The following is a 16,202-nucleotide window of genomic DNA, read 5'->3' on the forward strand; positions in this document are numbered from 1 at the left end:
AAGGACGTGTGAACATGAGTACTTGGAGTGAATTACAACAAATACAGCCAAGAGTTGTTCCATTTATGATAAAAAGCCTGGAAAAAGGCCGACTCTCTCATGCATATATTTTTGCTGGAGAGTCGGGAACAGGTAAGAAAGAGATAGCTCTTCAGCTGACGAAGAGCTATTTTTGTAGAGAACGAACAGGTGCAGAGCCTTGTGGGCAGTGCGCTGATTGTAAGCGGATTGTAAAGGGAAACCATCCTGACGTACATATGGTAGAGCCTGATGGAGCTTCTATTAAAAAGCATCAAGTGGAGTTTCTTCAGAAGGAATTTAATTACCGGGGCATGGAGACCTCACATAAGATGTATATCATTGATGAGGCGGATAAAATGACGGCGAGTGCGGCAAACAGCCTGTTAAAATTCCTGGAAGAGCCGGAATCTCCTACTCTTGCTATTCTTTTAACGGAGAGAGAATCTGCGCTTTTACCAACCGTTCGATCACGGAGTCAGCAGGTAGCCTTTCAGCCTTTATCTAAATCTGTTTTTGCGAGTAAACTTCAAGAAGAAGGAATCTCTCCTCTACAATCTCTCCTGTTGGCAGAAATTACGACAAACTTAGCACATGCAAACGAGTTAAATGACTCAGATTGGATTGCACAAGCCCGAAGCGTAGTGATACAATTGATGGGAGAGCTATACCATAGACCAAATCAAGTTCTGTTAACAATGCAGGATAAATGGCTTCCGTTGTGTAAAGAAAAAAGTCAGCAGGAAGCAGGTCTTGATATGATTCTTTTATGGTTAAGAGACCTATTATATATTCAGACGGGTAAGTCAGATACGCTCGTTTTTCCAGATCAACAAGATCAATATGAACAACTCGCGCTCTCCATCTCACAGCAACAGAATGTTGTGCATCTGTCTGGCGTGTTGGAAGCAAAACGTCATCTGAACGCTAACATGAATTATCAGCTTGTCATGGAGAAGCTGTTGCTCAGCATACAGGGGGTATAGACGTTGCATCAAGTTGTAGGCGTTCGCTTTAAAAAAGCGGGCAAAATCTATTACTTCTCCCCAGGGGAATTCAAGTTGGATTTGGGCGAGGCAGTAATTGTTGAAACGTCACGGGGAATTGAATTTGGTAAGGTTGTCATTGCTGAGAAGCAAGTAGATGAAAACGATGTGGTTCTTCCACTAAAACAAGTCATCCGCTTGGCTACAGCAAAAGATAAACTCACTGTGACAGAGAATGAAGAGGAAGCCCTTCAAGCGTTTGAAGTGTGCTCCGAAAAGATTGCTGAACATCAACTAGATATGAAACTAGTGGATGTCGAATATACATTTGACCGCAATAAGGTCTTATTCTATTTTACAGCGGATGGTCGAATTGACTTTCGCGAGCTTGTAAAGGATCTAGCGGCCGTTTTCCGCACGCGCATTGAGCTAAGACAAATTGGCGTGAGAGATGAAGCGAAGATGCTCGGCGGAATTGGTCCTTGTGGTCGAGTTCTGTGCTGCTCATCCTTTCTTGGAGATTTTGAGCCAGTATCCATCAAAATGGCGAAGGATCAAAACCTTTCTTTAAACCCTGCCAAGATATCAGGCCTTTGTGGACGACTTATGTGTTGCTTGAAGTATGAAAATGACACATATGAGGAAGCTAAAAAGGAACTACCTGATGTAGGGCGTCAAATTTTGACACCGGATGGGAAAGGAAAGGTTATCGGTTTAAATCTATTGGAGCGTCTTGTTCAAGTATCGATGAATGAAAATGAACAGGTGCTTGAATTTACGCTTGATGAATTGAACGGAACACGGGCTGTTTCAGCTGAATCCGCAGAATGATGGGGTGGAAACGTGGATAAGAAGGCAATCTTTAAGAAGGTTAGCCAGATGGAGGAGGGCATTGGTCAGCTTCACCAGGAGTTAAGTGGACTGAAGGAACAGTTAGCTTATCTGATTGAAGAGAACCATTACCTTCAGATTGAGAACAAGAACTTAAGAGAGCGTTTTGATTGGGAAACGCAGCAAGACGAGAAGCAAGCTCCTGAGGAAGATAAAGGAAAACCAATGATTGGTGAAGGGCATGATAACTTAGCAAGGCTATATCAAGAAGGTTTTCATATTTGTAATACGCATTATGGGAGCTTACGAGCCGACGGAGAAGATTGCTTGTTTTGCCTATCTTTCCTGCATCAAAAGAAATAATACTTGCCTCCACCCGAAACGTGAGGTCAACCCGTCAGTCGGGTTGACCTCTTTTTTTTAGGAAGGATTGTAACCCATGACTCTGATAGATAATGAACGACTTGATTATATTCCAGGCACACCATACTCCATTATCCAAAGTAGAGAGGTGTTTTCCTTTTCAATGGATGCGGTTCTCCTTGGACGCTTTGTGCACCTCCCGATTCAGAAGGGAAAGCTAATTGACCTTTGCAGTGGGAATGGAATTATTGGCTTAGTTCTAAGTGAACGAAGCAAAGCGACGATCACCTCGGTTGAATTGCAGGAGCGGCTGCATGATATGGCACAGCGGTCTGTTTCATACAACAAGAAACAGGAGCAAATTACTTCTGTTCAAGCTGATATTAAAAATTTACCCTCCTCTATTGAAAAAGGCAGTTATGATGTTGTGACGTGTAATCCTCCGTATTTTCAGGCGAATGAACATTCGGATCAAAACCAGAATCCGCATTTCACGATTGCTCGTCATGAAGTTCACTGTACGCTAGCTGATATCATTCAAACGGCTTCCACCTTAGTGAAACAAAAAGGTAAGGTCGCTCTCGTTCACCGTCCAGAGCGATTAACGGATATCATCGACTTAATGAGACAATACCGGATTGAGCCTAAACGAATGCAGCTCGTTCAACCGAACGCATCAAAAGAGGCAAACATGGTTCTGATTGAAGGCATGAAGGATGGAAAACCAGGGCTTACCTGTCTTCCCACTCTCTCTGTATATGGTGAGGACGGTCGTTATACAAAAGCCTTCCAGGAGGTCTACACGAGAACATGAGTACCGGTCATTATGTGTATATTATCCAATGTGCCGACAATACTTGGTATACAGGCTACACCAATGATGTAGAAAAGCGTTTTGTTAAGCACTCGCAAGGTAAGGGAGCAAAGTATACGAGAGGACGAGGTCCACTTACTTTGATTTGGCAGGAAGCATGTGTGACAAAAAAAGAAGCATTACAGCTTGAGTATGCGTTAAAACGAAAAAGCCGTGCTCAAAAAGAACAATATGTCAGAGAAAAGAAGGAGATGGCTTATGAAACAACAAATGAGTTACCATGAAGATTCAAATAAAGGCGTATTGTATCTCGTTCCTACTCCTATTGGAAATTTAGAAGATATGACATTCCGAGCGGTTCGCATACTTACAGAAGTCGACCTGATTGCAGCCGAGGATACAAGACAAACAAGAAAGCTATGCAGTCACTTTGACATTCATACTCCATTAACCAGGTATGATGAACATACAAAAGGAAAAGTAGGATCTCAGTTAATTGATCAGATAAGAGAAGGGAAATCCATTGCCCTTGTTAGTGATGCAGGGATGCCTGCAATCTCTGATCCAGGCCAGGATATCGTAAGTCTTGCTATTTCCGAGGAAATAGCTGTGATTGTACTTCCGGGTGCAAATGCAGCATTAACTGCATTAGTTGCTTCTGGCCTCTCTACCGATCAATTCTATTATCATGGATTTCTACCTCGACAGAAAAAAGCTAGAGCAGCTGAACTTGATAGACTTAAATCGATACAAGCCTCACTTATTTTCTATGAATCCCCTCATCGCTTAAAAGAAACCTTGCAAGCGATGAACGAGGTACTTGGAAACAGATTGATAAGTATCGGGCGGGAGTTAACGAAGAAATTCGAGGAATACCAACGTGGTACACTGGAAGAAGCATTAGACTGGGTGGAAACAGGTACAATTAAAGGTGAGTTTGTGATTGTTGTTGAAGGAACGACAGAAGAAGTGGTTGAAGATAAATGGTGGGACGAATTAGAAGTAAACCAGCACGTAGAACATTACCTATCTCTTGGTCTCTCATCCAAGGATGCGATCAAGAGCGTGGCAAAAGAACGTGAGGTTCCTAAACGCGAGGTCTACCAATCCTTTCATCAAGAGTCTGAATAAAATGAAAAGCTGATTTTCCCATGTTCCAATTAGGTGAAAATCAGCTTTTTTATGATAAGATGAGAAATTGATTAAAAGAAAAAGACTCCCTCGGAAAGGAAGTCTTAACATCTACTTATTTATTTTTAGAAACATATTCTTGAAGATCTTTAAGAATATCTTCTGCGCCTTGTGGGCTAAGAATGATTTTGCCGTTAGCAATTGAAAGGTTGTCATCAGAAACCTCTCCAGTGATTTGGCAAGTCATGTTTGGTTTATATTTCTTTAAAATGATGCGCTCGTTATCAACGTAGATTTCAAGAGCATCCTTTTCAGCGATATCTAATGTGCGACGAAGTTCAATCGGAATAACAACCCGTCCTAATTCATCAACCTTACGTACAATTCCTGTAGATTTCATGCTGTATATCTCCTCTCGAGTATATGAGCACTCCAGCCATACTAGATTGCTAGATGTCTAATAGGCAAGGACTCATGATTTTTAGGGCGTCATAATTCGACATTTTTTACTTAAGCTAAGAATACCAAGGTTTCCAAATCAAGTCAAATGTTTTTTAGAAAAAGTTTATAATTTGTTCTACGAAATGATTGGGAAAATGAGTACTTACTGATTTTAAAGTAAAAAAAAGGATGTCATTCAATTCTAGCTGATTATCGAATTAATCTTCTATACCCTGATATAATAGGATTGAACCATTTTGGGGGCAGTGTATAGGTAACTAGTAAAAAGGATGTGTTTCAAGTGGATATCGAACACGATTTGGTGGAGAAATTAAAAAGTGTTGGAGAAAAACTCCGTGCAAGCTATGAAAAAGCTGAAACTAATAACGACAATATTCGACAAAAACTTAAAAATAGTCAGGTTGTTTTTCGACAAATGCAGACACTATCTACTGGAAATCTCGCAGAACTTCTTAAAAATAAAGAAATTGCAGGTGTAGATGGATCTGTGAACCAAACAAAAGGCGAACCGCCACATGTTATTTACTTGTTTCAATCACTAGCAAAAACAACGACAGGTTTTGAGGTAAGAAAGTCGGATGTGTATGTCCCTTTACTAGACGAGGCTGATGGAGAAGAAGTGATTCAACCTCAGAAGTGGCGATCTCATCTTTTGGCTAAGCTTGAGCTTGAGGCCGCAATGCAATTAATAGAAGAAAGAGAGCTTGCTTTCCTCTTAATGGATGGTGCACTTTATCACTACCGAATTGATGCAGAAGAAGAGTGGGAGAAGCTACGTCAAATGGCCATTGAGAAGAATGTATTTCTTGTTGGTGTGTCTGAAGAAATTACAACAGAGAATCTAGTTAGGCTTAAAGCCTTCTCTAATTATTCGAATCGGCCGTACTGCTATGATCGTGATCTATTATTTGGGGCACTCAAAAAAGGTGAAAGCATTTATATAGAAGAAATCCAACATAAAGCCGGGTTACAGTCGGTATGGACTAGGTTTGGTTCCGCACCTCAGATCACAGGATTTGATATGCTGGAGGAGCAAGCACATCATAGAGAAGTGATATCGGATCTTTTATTTACGTTAACGCCAAAGGAAGGCCGGGGAATTCCACTTTGGCTAGATTATGTGGACCGGGAGATCCGGATTACGGACAAGCTGGTAGATGGATTATTAGAACAATATCTTGATGCAGAAACAAGGCATCGCTTTTTTACAAAAAAACGAAGTGATCGTCCATATTAATAAAGGAGGAAACTCATTTGCAGATCGTTGGAGTTACAACACAGCATGAAGTGTATGTTGCCTCAAAGGAACATAAATTTAGAATGAATGAGCTCGTTGTTCTATGTGATCAGGACCTGTATGACCCAAAGGGAGAGGTTGTTGAGACGTTCTCGTACAATCGTTATATCCCAATGGGGTTTGATAAAGGGTTAGCCGATCAATCCGTTTTGCAGACACTTGAGCAAATTGGTTATGACATCGGAGCAGATGATATTCATATTGCAAAGGTCCGACTGTTTGAAGAGGCAGTTCAGCCAATACAAACAGGAGCAGCAGTACGCCATCCAGCCTTTGAAGAGATTAAAGATCTTCTTGTAACGACCACACCCCGCGCAGGTATGGTGCTTGGAGAAATTAAATCAACTGACTTTATTGCGCCATCTTTGCCTAAAGATTTAGATGGATTGCTACATATGCAGGAGCAGGGAGTTCTCCGCAAACAAAACGGAGTTCCTTTTATCTTTGATATTCGTGCGATGCAGCAATATCCGCATATTGGTGTATTTGGAGGGTCGGGGTCCGGGAAGTCGTTTGGACTGCGAGTCATGCTAGAAGAGTTAATGAAGCTAAAAATCCCAACTTTAGTATTCGATCCACATTTTGAAATGAATTTTTCGGCTAAGTCTCAAGGGGTGGAGAATGCCCCAGGATATGCGGACCAATATCATGTTGTTCAAATAGGGAGAGATGTTGGAGTGGATTTCTCGGCTCTTTCTACACGAGATGTTGAAAGATTGCTGCAGGCTTCAGGAAGTCTGACAGAATCTATGATTAACGTCATTCAAAGCATTCATAAACGCAGAGACAGCTACCAGTCGTTTAGTGACCGGGTTGCAAACCTTGCGGAAGCACTAGAGATGGGAAAACAAAAGGTAGAGGCGATGCTGCATGACGGAGGGATGACACGAGATGAGATTAGCCGCTTTTCTACATTTAAGTCGTTACTCGATCAGTATGGTAGTCTTCCACTCTCCTCTGTAAAAGGAATACAGTGGCGTGCAAATCGTCTTCACCAGGCAGGACTGTTTCAACAAAACATTCGAGCAATTGAAACAAGTATTCATCAAGGCAAGTTAGTTGTCATCCAAGGTGCAGTCTGGCTACTGCAAGTGTTCTCAAGTTATGTGATCGGCGCACTGTACGGACAAAGACGAGCATATCGTGATGCGAAGCTGCAGCAGGAACAAGGCACATTCTTCCCTCCATTTGTTGTTGTAACGGATGAGGCGCATAACTTTGCTCCGAAGGGCTATGATGCACCGGCAAAATCTGTGCTTAAGGAAATTGCGCAAGAGGGACGTAAGTATGGGGTCTTTTTAATTTTTGCGACGCAGCGACCGACTTTACTTGATGAAACGATCACAGCTCAGCTAAATTCAAAGTTTGTATTCCGTACGGTACGTGGGACGGATATTCAAACGATTAAAGAGGAGACCGACTTAACGAGTGAAGAAGGAAAACGACTTCCGTACTTAAAGTCAGGAGATGTGTTTGTTTCCTCTGCGATTATAGGGAGGACGATGGCTGTGCGAATCCGGATGGCTCATTCAACAAGTCCTCATACACAAAATCCATTTGATGAGCTAGAACAGATGAACGAACAGGGAAATGAAGCTGTTCTCGAGGCACTTTATCCGCACCTGCCGCTATCAGAAATGAACTTAGTGAAGGATCTTACCGATTTAAATCGTGATTCAGGCAAGAGCTGGGACGTATCGACCTGGAAGACTGAGCTTGAGCGATTATGTCGTGAGGAACTCTTAGTGAAGCAGAAAACACCATTTGCTACGCTTTACGACCGTGCTTGACACGGCTAGGGATGTTTCGGTATATTCTAGGATATACTGATTGTTATGATATTCATTCCAATGAACGGATAAGTACACATGTCAGATTCACACAGAGAGCTGGGGTAGCTGAAAACCAGTTGAGGATGAATGTGGAAGAATGGTCCTGGAGGATTCTGTCTTCGAGTGGAGTTTCCATAAGAGGAGAGCGTAGCTGGCGTTAACAGAAAAGTCATGTTGACTTTACGAGCCCTTCTGCTGTGAAGCGAGGGGGAACTTGGGTGGTACCACGTGAGCACAGCTCTCGTCCCGACTTTGGGACGAGGGCTTTTTTATATGGAAAAACGAATGTGAGGAGGGCGTTTCATGCCTGAAGAAAAGAAGAGCTTTTATATTACGACCCCGATTTATTACCCGAGTGGGAATTTGCACATTGGACATACCTACACAACTGTTGCAGGTGATGCAATGGCTCGCTACAAACGTCTGCGCGGCTATGAGGTTCGCTACTTAACAGGAACGGATGAGCATGGTCAAAAGATTGAACAAAAAGCAGCAGAGCAAGGACTCACACCGCTAGAGTTCACTGATAAAATGGTGAAGCCTATTCAAGCACTTTGGGAAAAGCTAGACATTTCTTATGATGATTTTATCCGTACAACAGAGGACCGTCATAAGGTTGTTGTGGAGAAGCTGTTTGAACAGCTATTAAAACAAGGTGACATCTACCTTGATGAATACGAGGGCTGGTATTCCGTACCGGATGAGACCTTCTACAGCGAAAGACAGCTTGAGGATGTGACGAAGGACGAGAATGGCACAGTCATTGGCGGGAAGAGCCCTGATTCTGGCCACCCTGTAGAGAAGGTTCGTGAGCAGTCTTACTTTTTCCGTATGAGCAAATATGCCGACCGCCTACTTGCTCATTACGAAGCAAATCCTGATTTCATTCAGCCGGTTTCTCGTAAAAACGAGATGGTGAATAACTTCATCAAACCAGGTCTTGAAGATTTAGCAGTTTCGAGAACGACATTCAGCTGGGGTGTAAAGGTGCCAAGTAATCCAAAGCATGTGGTTTACGTATGGATTGATGCATTGGCAAACTACATTACAGCGCTTGGTTATGGTACGGACGACGAGACATTGTATAAAAAATACTGGCCAGCAAATGTTCATCTGGTCGGAAAAGATATTCTACGTTTCCACACAATTTACTGGCCGATTATGTTAATGGCTCTGGATATTCCCCTTCCGAAAAAAGTGTTTGGTCATGGCTGGTTCCTGACAAAAGACGGGAAGATGTCCAAGTCGAAAGGAAATGTGGTTGATCCGGTTCCGTTAATTGATCGGTATGGTCTAGATGCGATCCGTTACTACTTATTGCGTGAAGTACCGTTTGGCGCGGACGGCGTATTTACACCCGAAGCGTTTGTTGAGCGTGTGAATTACGATTTAGCCAATGACTTAGGAAATTTACTAAACCGTACTGTGGCCATGATTCAAAAGTATTTTGTTGGAGAAATTCCAGCGTATGTTAAGAATGGTACTCCGTTTGATGAAGACTTACTTGACCTCGTGAGTGCGACAATTACGAAAGTCGAAAATGCCATGGAGGAAATGGAGTTCTCGATTGCGTTAACAGCGATTTGGCAGCTTGTAAGTCGTACAAATAAATACATTGATGAAACACAGCCATGGACATTGGCGAAGAGTGAAGACGAGCGAGAGCGTCTAGGTACAGTAATGTATCATCTGGCAGAATCGATCCGCATCATCTCTGTATTAATCCAACCATTTATGACTAAAACACCAGGTAAGATCTGGTCGCAGCTTGGTGTAGAAGAGTCGTTAACATCGTGGGATTCTACGGCTACATTTGGTCAGCTTCCTGCTGGTACAAAGGTAGGAAAAGGGGATCCGATCTTCCCTCGTCTGGATGTCGAGGAAGAAGTGGCTCATATCGTTGAATTAATGGGCGGAAAAGTGGAAGAGTCACAAGAGCCAGAAGAGATTGAAGATGAAAATCAAATTACGATCGAGGACTTCTCGAAGGTTGAGTTGCGCGTAGCAGAAGTGACTGCAGCTGAGCCTGTACAGGGAGCCGATCGACTGCTTAAAATCCAACTGGATCTTGGCTACGAACAGCGTCAAGTTGTCTCTGGGATTGCGAAGTTTTATAAACCAGAAGAGCTGGTTGGTAAAAAGGTCATCTGCGTAACAAACCTGAAGCCAGTGAAGCTACGTGGTGAGCTGTCTCAAGGGATGATTCTCGCAGGTTCAAAAGGAAAGAAACTTCAACTAGCAACCATTGATGGTGCTCTTCCAAATGGAGCACAAGTAAAATAAGAAACAGAAAGCCTAATGACTCTAGATCATTAGGCTTCTTTTTATTCAGATATCTCCACTTTTTCAATCCGAACTCGGCTTACTTTTCTCGTATCTACTTCTAGAATTTCAAACAATAGGTCTTTAAATTGAATCGTTTCTCCAATCGTCGGAAGGTAGCCAAACTGGTCGAGGAGAAACCCTGCTAGGTTGTCCTCATCTTCAGGAATCTGCGTGTGAAACACAATGTTTAAACGGCGAAGAGCGATTTTCCCGTCGCAAACGATTTCTGTAGCTGTCTGCTTTTCAACCAGTACATCATCAATATCTGTTTCGTCTTCAATGTCTTGTCCAATAATGGCTTCGATTAGGTCCTCATGTGTCACGATTCCTTCGGTGCCACCATATTCATCAAGGACGATGGCGATGTGTTTCTTTTCCTGGATCATACGTTGAAAGACAGAATTCACCGGTTGGAATTCATGTACAAACATAGGTTCTAAGTCGGCAATGTCACGTGCCTGTTTTTCTGGATCACGGAGCCAGTTTAGGACGAACTTAGAATGAAAGACACCAATAATGTGGTCGATGTCTTCTTCATAGACAGGATACCTTGAATAGGGATTCTCGGAGACGATTTTTTGAGCTTCTTCAAAGGTCATGTCAGCGGGGATACCCTGCACATCAATTCTCGGTGTTTTTAACACATCGGCTACATTTAATTGTTGGAAGTCCATCATGCTTTTTAGGCGATTCACTTCCTCGTTTTCAAAGGTTCCTTCAAGCTGCCCAATATCAAACATGGCACGCATCTCTTCCTTGGAAAACGAAGCATGATCACTTGCGTTTTTACCAAGTAGCTTAATGACCAGCCTGGTAAAAGCATTTAATAGAAACGTCACTGGTTTGAGTATGACTAATAAGAGTTTGGTGAGTGGATAAACCATATAGGCAATACGTTCGGGGAAGGCAGCGGCAACTGATTTAGGCAGGACCTCTGCAAAGATGATAATGGCTACGGTTAGAACACCTGTGGCAATTCCAACATTCAAACCATAATCGAGTGCGACAATCGTAACTAAAGATGGAAGGACTATATTAGGTACATTATTGGCGACAAGAATACCTGGAATAAATTCTTCGGCATTTGTAACCAGCTTTAAAAGTCGTTCTGATTTCTTATCTCCATTTGCGGCTTTGGTTTGTAGCTTAATCTTGTTTGTCGCTGTCAGAGCGGTCTCGCTTCCAGAAAAGAAGCTTGAAGCGACAAATAACAAAATGATAGCAATGATCAAGTCGGTTCCCTCCAGTTTAAGTCCAGACACAAAACAAAGTCAGGACTGCTAAATCCATCATAATAAAGCAAAAGGGCAAAATCAAGGAAGGTGCAAAGCGCTGCAAAAACGAAAAAGGTCGAGCACCCCTATGAAAGGCATGCTCGACTTATATTAATTAGCAATTGACTTAAAACTCTTCATATACTGCAGGGTCCTGATCGTGAATTCGACCATCTGGTTTAGTGAGCTGATTAATGACTGTCATCTCTTGATCTGACAAAGAAAAATCAAACACGGCCAAGTTTTCTCGTTGACGTCCAGCTGATGATGCCTTTGGAAGAGGCAAAGCGCCCAGCTGAATATGCCACCTTAAAATAATTTGAGGGATGGTTTTACCATGGGTTTGAGCAATGGATTGAATATCCTTGTTTTCCAGTACGTGACTAGCACGACCAAGAGGACTCCAGGACTCGGTGATAATCCCATGCTCCTGATGATAGGAACGCTGTGTCTCCTGTGAAAAATAAGGATGGAGCTCCACTTGATTTATACTAGGTGTGACACCCGTTTCCTTAATGATCTTATCCAGATGCTCTGGGAGAAAGTTTGAGACCCCAATCGAACGAATGAGTCCCCATTTCTTAGCATCGATTAAAGCTTGCCACGCCTCGACATACATCTCTTGTTTTGGGTTGGGCCAATGAATTAAATAAAGGTCGTAGTAATCAAGTCCTGCTCGTAGCAAGGATTCCTGAATCGTTGTTACGGCTTTTTTGTAGCTGTGGTGCCGACCTGGTAATTTTGAAGTGATGCGCAGCTGCTCACGGGAAATCGAGCTGCGCCTAATTGCGGCTCCTACTGCTCCTTCATTCTCATAATTAAAAGCAGAGTCAATTAGGCGATAGCCAGTGTCGATTGCACTAGAAATAATTGAAACACCTGCACTGCCCTTAATATTCGCTGTTCCAAATCCAATAGCAGGAACCTCTAATCCATCATTTAACGTTAAGTTCGGGATGTCGTGTGTCAAAGAAAAAACTCCTCTCCTTCATCGTTATTCTTCTATACCCATTGAATCAGAAGTTAGTCAATGGAATGAATAGCCGATTGAGCTAGTTTTGAGATCGTCATATCGTCCATTGGTGGATTATGCAGTCCTGCTCGCACATCTCTATAATAGCGCTGCAATGGGCAAGAAAGCTCTAAGCTTTTTGCACCAACAATACGCATCGCCTTATCTACGACCTTAATGCTGTTGTTCACAACAGTATGTTTCACCGCGCCGATCTCATGTTCAATCATGAAGCGCGTTTGGCTGTTATCATAGGCTCGAGCTACGGAATAGATCATATGCCGTGACTGCATCATCAATAGTTCAATCTCTCCAATAGCCGTTTGTACATTCGGTAATTCACTGATTGTTCCATCGATACTATTTGGTGCATGAACTGTTGCGAAATGCAGGGCATAATCACGTGCCGCTTGTGCAATCCCAAGGTAGTTTGCAGGGATGTGCATCATCCATGCATTCACTTCACGTCCACGGGGAGCATCGTTTACCTCTACTAAATAAAAGTCGTCTACCCATACGTCCTGTAAGAGTAAATCGTGACTTTCGGTGCTGCGCATTCCAAGCATATTCCAGTTCTCTCGAATCGAAACACCTTTGGTATCACGATGTATAAGAAAGAACCCAACGGCTTCTTTCTCTTCAATCCATACTCCAACTAAGTAATAGGTTAAAAAAGGAGACATGGTCGTGAAGGTTTTCTCTCCATTAATGATCCATCCGTCACCCGAACGAGTAGCGGTTGAACCGGGTCTTCCGCCACGTGTTGGACTCCCGGTCTGTGCCTCGCTCACTGCACGGTTAATAAGGGCTCCCTTTTTTACCTCCTCGGATAAAAAGGAAAGCTGTTCCTCTGACCATTTACGTTTTTCGTAAATTTCAGCGACGACACTTTGGTGCCAGCTAATGGAAAGGGCAGTCGCACCATCCATACTTCCTAATGTTTCTTGAAATAAAACAAGGTCAGCAATGGAAAGACTACTTCCACCTAATGATTCAGGTAGTGGGAGAGATGTATAGCCACTGTCGACTAGGGACTGGATGTGGTTGGTTGGGAAGGAACCCGACTCATCATTTTCTCTAGCTGTTGATTCAATGTGTGAACGCATGGATTCGAGCTTTTTGAGCCATGTCTGTTGGAAATCCGTTGTTGCAAATAATGCTTTAGACAAGATCATCCATCTCCTTTTCTTATCTAAACTCTTTACCCTTATTTTATCATGATCATTCGAATTATTCTTACTTAACGGATGTGTTTGATGGAAATGCCCGAACCTTGCATAGATCTCTCAAAAAGCGGTAAGATCTTTGGCATAGACATAGAACAAGTGAATGGAGGATCATCATGTTATTTGATACACATGTACATTTAAATGCAGATCAATTTGAAGACGATCTTGAGCAGGTACTAGAGCGAGCAAATGAGGCAGGAGTAGAGAACATGGTTGTTGTTGGTTTTGATGAGAAAACCATCAAAAAAGCCATGGAATTAGTCGAAACGTATGACTATCTGTATGCGGCTGTCGGATGGCATCCAGTTGATGCGATTGATATGACGGAGGAACATTTAATTTGGCTGGAAGAGCTTGCTGCACACCCAAAAGTGGTCGCAATAGGTGAAATGGGGCTTGATTACCACTGGGACAAGTCGCCAAAGGATGTTCAAAAAGACGTATTTCGTAAACAAATTCATTTAGCCAAAAAAGTAAAGCTTCCAATCATTATTCATAACCGTGATGCAGATCAAGATATTGTTGAAATCTTAGAAGCAGAAGGAGCAGATGAAGTCGGAGGAATTATGCATTGCTTCGGCGGAAGTGTAGAAATTGCCGACAGATGCTTAAAGATGAATTTTTACATTTCACTAGGTGGACCAGTCACCTTCAAAAATGCCAGACGACCAAAAGAAGTAGCTAAACACGTCCCGGCAGATAAGCTTCTCATAGAAACAGACTGTCCCTACCTAGCTCCACACCCAAACCGTGGAAAACGAAACGAACCAGCCTATGTCAAACTAGTCGCACAAGAAATCGCAGCCCTGCGCGAAACAACATACGAAGAACTAGCACAACAAACCACAGAAAATGCGAAGACGTTGTTTAAGATTAAGTGAAGCTACACTCTTTCTCATATTGGTAAATAGAGGATTTAACTTCTCCGCTACTTGTTTATATGACCGAGATCCAAATAACGTTTTTCCTGCGTACAAAGCGGACGGAATGGCCGGCCGACTCCGAAGGGAAAAAGAGGCAAAGTTGAAATACACTGGCGCCAGCCAGTTTAGTTCAACGCCTCCCTCGGAAAGCGTGGCGGCCATTCCGGGAGCGGATTTGGAGTAAAAAACTTACCTCCTTCGACACCTTGTCTCAAATCCTGAGACAAGGCTCTTTTGTTCTACAAATCAAGTTTGGGACATAAGAGTAATTGTCGAAAGAATTTTCTTTTCAATTTCTAATTGTCAAGAGATAATAAGGTCAATATTCGACTTAAAAATGAATTTTTTCTAAAGTTTATTTGACAAGAGGGGGGACAATCAGTATACTTCATAGCGTTAAGAGGAGGAATGTATACATATGGAAGCGACTAAGACACATTGGCTTCTTTTGGATCATGTTTCTAATCATAAGTATCTCATTTCAATCATCGGTTTTGCTTTAGCATTAGCTGCCGTTTTTTATGCGGTTTTTGAAATGACCAAACATACAGTGACTGTTAGCATTGATGGAACAGAAGAAGTTGTCCTATCAACACACGCAGACACGGTTGCTGATTTATTCGCTGATGAAGATTGGGATACAAACCAATATGATGTCATAGAACCGTCACTCGATACAAAGATAAACGAAGACACTGAGGTTTTATGGAAACAAGCAAAAGAAGTAGCAGTCACGACCGATGGGGAAACAGAAACGGTCTGGACCACACAAGAAGACGTAAAAGGGTTACTTGAGGAATTATCCATTGAGTATAAAGAGCAAGACGAGTTAGAGCCACAAGTAGATACAGCTATTACAGATAATATGAATGTTCAATATGATTCGGCCTTTCTTGTTACGTTAAAAAGCGATGGGGAAGATCAGGATATTTGGACAACTTCGACGACTGTCGCTGACTTTTTGGATAGAGAAGAGATTGAACTAGGAGATTTAGATCGAGTCGAGCCTGTGGTAGAGGACCGTTTAGATAAAGAATCAATTGTTCAAGTTACACGCATTGAAAAGGTCACCGATGTGGTGGAAGAGAACATTTCGTATGAAACGATTACGAAAAATGATGACATGATCGATAAAGGCAAGGAAAAGGTTGAAGAAGAGGGCGAAGAGGGAACCCTTGAAAAAACCTACGAGCTTGTTCTTGAAGACGGAGAAGAAGTGTCACGTGAGCTTGTAAAAACAGAAACAACAAAGGATCACAAAGATCGAGTGGTTGCTGTTGGTACACGTGAGGAAGCCGTTGTGGCGAAAGCCGAGCAGGAGCCTGTGAAAGAAGCAAAACAAGAAACAAAGATTGCCAGTGAACAAGTAGAAGCTCCGGCCGAGGAGCCTGCATCTGAGAAGTCATTTACGATGACGGCCACAGCTTATACGGCTAGCTGTGCTGGTTGTAGTGGAGTAACGGCTACTGGTATTGATTTAAATAACAATCGTAATATGAAGGTAGTTGCTGTGGATCCTAGTGTGATTCCGCTTGGTTCAAAGGTTCACGTAGAAGGTTACGGAACAGCGATTGCTGGAGATACAGGTGGAGCGATTACAGGGAACAAAATTGACCTACATGTTCCATCAACAGCTGAAGCAGAACGTTTTGGCCGTAAGCAAGTGAAAGTAACGATCGTTGAATAATCATTCACATCCGAAGTC

The 16,202-nt window shown here is 42.6% G+C and carries 15 protein-coding genes and 1 other annotated feature; of the genes, 11 read left to right on the top strand and 4 right to left on the bottom strand.

The window, feature by feature from the left end:
• The first annotated feature begins 14 nt into the window (after positions 1–14).
• From holB to rsmI, 6 genes are all read left to right on the top strand, one after another.
• A complete protein-coding gene (gene holB / locus NSQ54_00230) occupies positions 15–1,004 on the top strand; it encodes a DNA polymerase III subunit delta' (GenBank protein WYP26599.1) in 990 nt (329 codons plus the stop codon).
• Between the two features lie 3 nt (positions 1,005–1,007).
• Positions 1,008–1,835, top strand: coding sequence for a stage 0 sporulation family protein (locus tag NSQ54_00235; protein WYP26600.1), 828 nt, complete (start codon positions 1,008–1,010; stop codon positions 1,833–1,835).
• A 12-nt stretch (positions 1,836–1,847) separates the two neighbouring features.
• Positions 1,848–2,198, top strand: a complete 351-nt coding sequence (gene yabA, locus NSQ54_00240; GenBank protein ID WYP26601.1) for a DNA replication initiation control protein YabA — start codon at positions 1,848–1,850, stop codon at positions 2,196–2,198.
• Positions 2,199–2,274: 76 nt separating this feature from the next.
• Positions 2,275–3,012, top strand: coding sequence for a tRNA1(Val) (adenine(37)-N6)-methyltransferase (locus NSQ54_00245; GenBank protein ID WYP26602.1), 738 nt, complete (start codon positions 2,275–2,277; stop codon positions 3,010–3,012).
• Complete coding sequence (locus tag NSQ54_00250) at positions 3,009–3,296, top strand: GIY-YIG nuclease family protein (GenBank protein WYP26603.1); 288 nt, start codon at positions 3,009–3,011, stop codon at positions 3,294–3,296. The genes NSQ54_00245 and NSQ54_00250 overlap by 4 nt, the downstream gene beginning before the upstream one ends.
• A complete protein-coding gene (gene rsmI, locus NSQ54_00255) occupies positions 3,271–4,143 on the top strand; it encodes a 16S rRNA (cytidine(1402)-2'-O)-methyltransferase (GenBank protein WYP26604.1) in 873 nt (290 codons plus the stop codon). The genes NSQ54_00250 and rsmI overlap by 26 nt, the downstream gene beginning before the upstream one ends.
• 115 nt (positions 4,144–4,258) lie before the next feature.
• Here the strand turns inward: rsmI and NSQ54_00260 are convergent, their stop codons facing one another.
• The gene (locus NSQ54_00260; GenBank protein ID WYP26605.1) at positions 4,259–4,543 is read right to left on the bottom strand and encodes an AbrB/MazE/SpoVT family DNA-binding domain-containing protein; all 285 of its coding nucleotides are present in this window, start codon (positions 4,541–4,543) and stop codon (positions 4,259–4,261) included.
• Positions 4,544–4,885: 342 nt separating this feature from the next.
• On the opposite strand from NSQ54_00260, the gene NSQ54_00265 reads away from it, so the two are divergent.
• From NSQ54_00265 to metG, 3 genes are all read left to right on the top strand, one after another.
• Complete coding sequence (locus tag NSQ54_00265; GenBank protein WYP26606.1) at positions 4,886–5,842, top strand: DNA double-strand break repair nuclease NurA; 957 nt, start codon at positions 4,886–4,888, stop codon at positions 5,840–5,842.
• Positions 5,843–5,859: 17 nt separating this feature from the next.
• Positions 5,860–7,692 (top strand): ATP-binding protein, encoded by a 1,833-nt coding sequence (locus tag NSQ54_00270; GenBank protein WYP26607.1) that lies wholly within the window; start codon positions 5,860–5,862, stop codon positions 7,690–7,692.
• 51 nt (positions 7,693–7,743) lie between these two features.
• Positions 7,744–7,986, top strand: a binding site (T-box leader).
• A 51-nt stretch (positions 7,987–8,037) separates the two neighbouring features.
• Positions 8,038–10,017 carry a methionine--tRNA ligase gene (gene metG, locus NSQ54_00275; protein WYP26608.1) on the top strand — a complete coding sequence of 660 codons (1,980 nt, stop codon included), beginning with the start codon at positions 8,038–8,040 and terminating at the stop codon, positions 10,015–10,017.
• A gap of 41 nt (positions 10,018–10,058) precedes the next feature.
• On the opposite strand, the gene NSQ54_00280 is transcribed toward metG, so the two are convergent.
• From NSQ54_00280 to NSQ54_00290, 3 genes are all read right to left on the bottom strand, one after another.
• Positions 10,059–11,291, bottom strand: a complete 1,233-nt coding sequence (locus NSQ54_00280) for a CNNM domain-containing protein (protein WYP26609.1) — start codon at positions 11,289–11,291, stop codon at positions 10,059–10,061.
• Between the two features lie 169 nt (positions 11,292–11,460).
• Positions 11,461–12,303, bottom strand: a complete 843-nt coding sequence (locus NSQ54_00285; GenBank protein ID WYP26610.1) for an aldo/keto reductase — start codon at positions 12,301–12,303, stop codon at positions 11,461–11,463.
• Positions 12,304–12,356: 53 nt separating this feature from the next.
• Positions 12,357–13,514, bottom strand: a complete 1,158-nt coding sequence (locus tag NSQ54_00290; protein ID WYP26611.1) for an acyl-CoA dehydrogenase family protein — start codon at positions 13,512–13,514, stop codon at positions 12,357–12,359.
• Between the two features lie 173 nt (positions 13,515–13,687).
• Between NSQ54_00290 and NSQ54_00295 the strand changes: the two genes are divergently transcribed.
• Together NSQ54_00295 and NSQ54_00300 are read left to right on the top strand one after the other, a co-directional pair.
• Positions 13,688–14,455, top strand: coding sequence for a TatD family hydrolase (locus tag NSQ54_00295; GenBank protein ID WYP26612.1), 768 nt, complete (start codon positions 13,688–13,690; stop codon positions 14,453–14,455).
• Positions 14,456–14,915: 460 nt separating this feature from the next.
• The gene (locus NSQ54_00300) at positions 14,916–16,184 is read left to right on the top strand and encodes a ubiquitin-like domain-containing protein (protein WYP26613.1); all 1,269 of its coding nucleotides are present in this window, start codon (positions 14,916–14,918) and stop codon (positions 16,182–16,184) included.
• The last annotated feature ends 18 nt before the right edge of the window (positions 16,185–16,202 follow it).

It is taken from the genome of Alkalihalobacillus sp. FSL W8-0930, from assembly GCA_037965595.1.
In the GTDB taxonomy this organism is placed as follows: Bacteria; Bacillota; Bacilli; order Bacillales; family Bacillaceae_D; genus Alkalicoccobacillus.

Excerpts from the sequence above, each read along its gene's own strand:
- holB (WYP26599.1), top strand. The coding sequence starts at position 15 with ATGAGTACTTGGAGTGAATTACAACAAATACAGCCAAGAGTTGTTCCA.
- NSQ54_00245 (WYP26602.1), top strand. The coding sequence starts at position 2,275 with ATGACTCTGATAGATAATGAACGACTTGATTATATTCCAGGCACACCA.
- NSQ54_00250 (WYP26603.1), top strand. The coding sequence starts at position 3,009 with ATGAGTACCGGTCATTATGTGTATATTATCCAATGTGCCGACAATACT.
- rsmI (WYP26604.1), top strand. The coding sequence starts at position 3,271 with ATGAAACAACAAATGAGTTACCATGAAGATTCAAATAAAGGCGTATTG.
- NSQ54_00260 (WYP26605.1), bottom strand. The coding sequence starts at position 4,543 with ATGAAATCTACAGGAATTGTACGTAAGGTTGATGAATTAGGACGGGTT.
- metG (WYP26608.1), top strand. The coding sequence starts at position 8,038 with ATGCCTGAAGAAAAGAAGAGCTTTTATATTACGACCCCGATTTATTAC.
- NSQ54_00295 (WYP26612.1), top strand. The coding sequence starts at position 13,688 with ATGTTATTTGATACACATGTACATTTAAATGCAGATCAATTTGAAGAC.
- NSQ54_00300 (WYP26613.1), top strand. The coding sequence starts at position 14,916 with ATGGAAGCGACTAAGACACATTGGCTTCTTTTGGATCATGTTTCTAAT.